Source organism: Aquitalea sp. FJL05 (assembly GCF_003852595.1).
Classification (GTDB): Bacteria; Pseudomonadota; Gammaproteobacteria; order Burkholderiales; family Chromobacteriaceae; genus Aquitalea; species Aquitalea aquatilis.
Genome location: NZ_QAJS01000029.1, coordinates 1 through 737, shown reverse-complemented (window position 1 = coordinate 737; position 737 = coordinate 1). Strand labels below are relative to the sequence as shown.

Genomic DNA, 737 nt, shown 5'->3' with positions numbered 1-737 from the left:
CCAAGTCGTCCTGACGCCGGCCGCACCGGCTGAAGGTGGCACGCTGAATGTGGCGGCGACTATTACTGATGTCGCCGGCAACACTTCGGCACAAGGCAGTGACAGCGCCACGCTGATCACCAGCGGCCCGCTGGCCAGCATCACCGTTGACCCGGTGACCGCCGACAACGTGCTGAACATCGCCGAAACCAGCGGTGCCACCGTCACCATCACCGGCACCGTCGGTGGCGACGTCAAGGTCGGCGACACCGTTACCCTGACGGTGAACGGCCACGACACCACTGGCCAGGTCATCGACCTGGGCAGTGGCAAGCTGGGCTACACCATCGCGGTCAGCAGCACTGACCTGAAGGCTGACAGCACGGTACACGCCAGCGTCACCACCACCGACAGCCACGGCAACAGCTCCACCGCCACCGGCAGCGACAGCTATGGTCTGGATCTGAGCGCGCCGAGCGCCCCGACCGTGGTCATCGCGACTGATGCCAACAACGACGGCTACCTCAACAAGGCCGAGCAGGGCAGCGCCACCACTGACACCGTCAACATCGGCCTGCCGACCGACGCGAAGGCTGGCGACACACTGAACGTCACCATCAACGGTACCGCTCAGCCGGGTCACGTGCTGACCGCCGCTGAAATCAGCGCCGGCCAGGTGGTGATCACCCCGACCGCACCGGCCGAAGGTGGCACGCTGAATGTAGCGGCCACCATCACCGACGTAGCCGGCAACACTT

Annotated in this window: 1 protein-coding gene; it reads left to right on the top strand. The window is 65.5% G+C overall.

Annotated elements, in window-relative coordinates; genetic code table 11:
- Nucleotides 1-737, top strand: a 737-nt coding sequence (locus DBR44_RS19385) for an Ig-like domain-containing protein (protein WP_124645621.1), incomplete at both ends; no start/stop codon positions are given.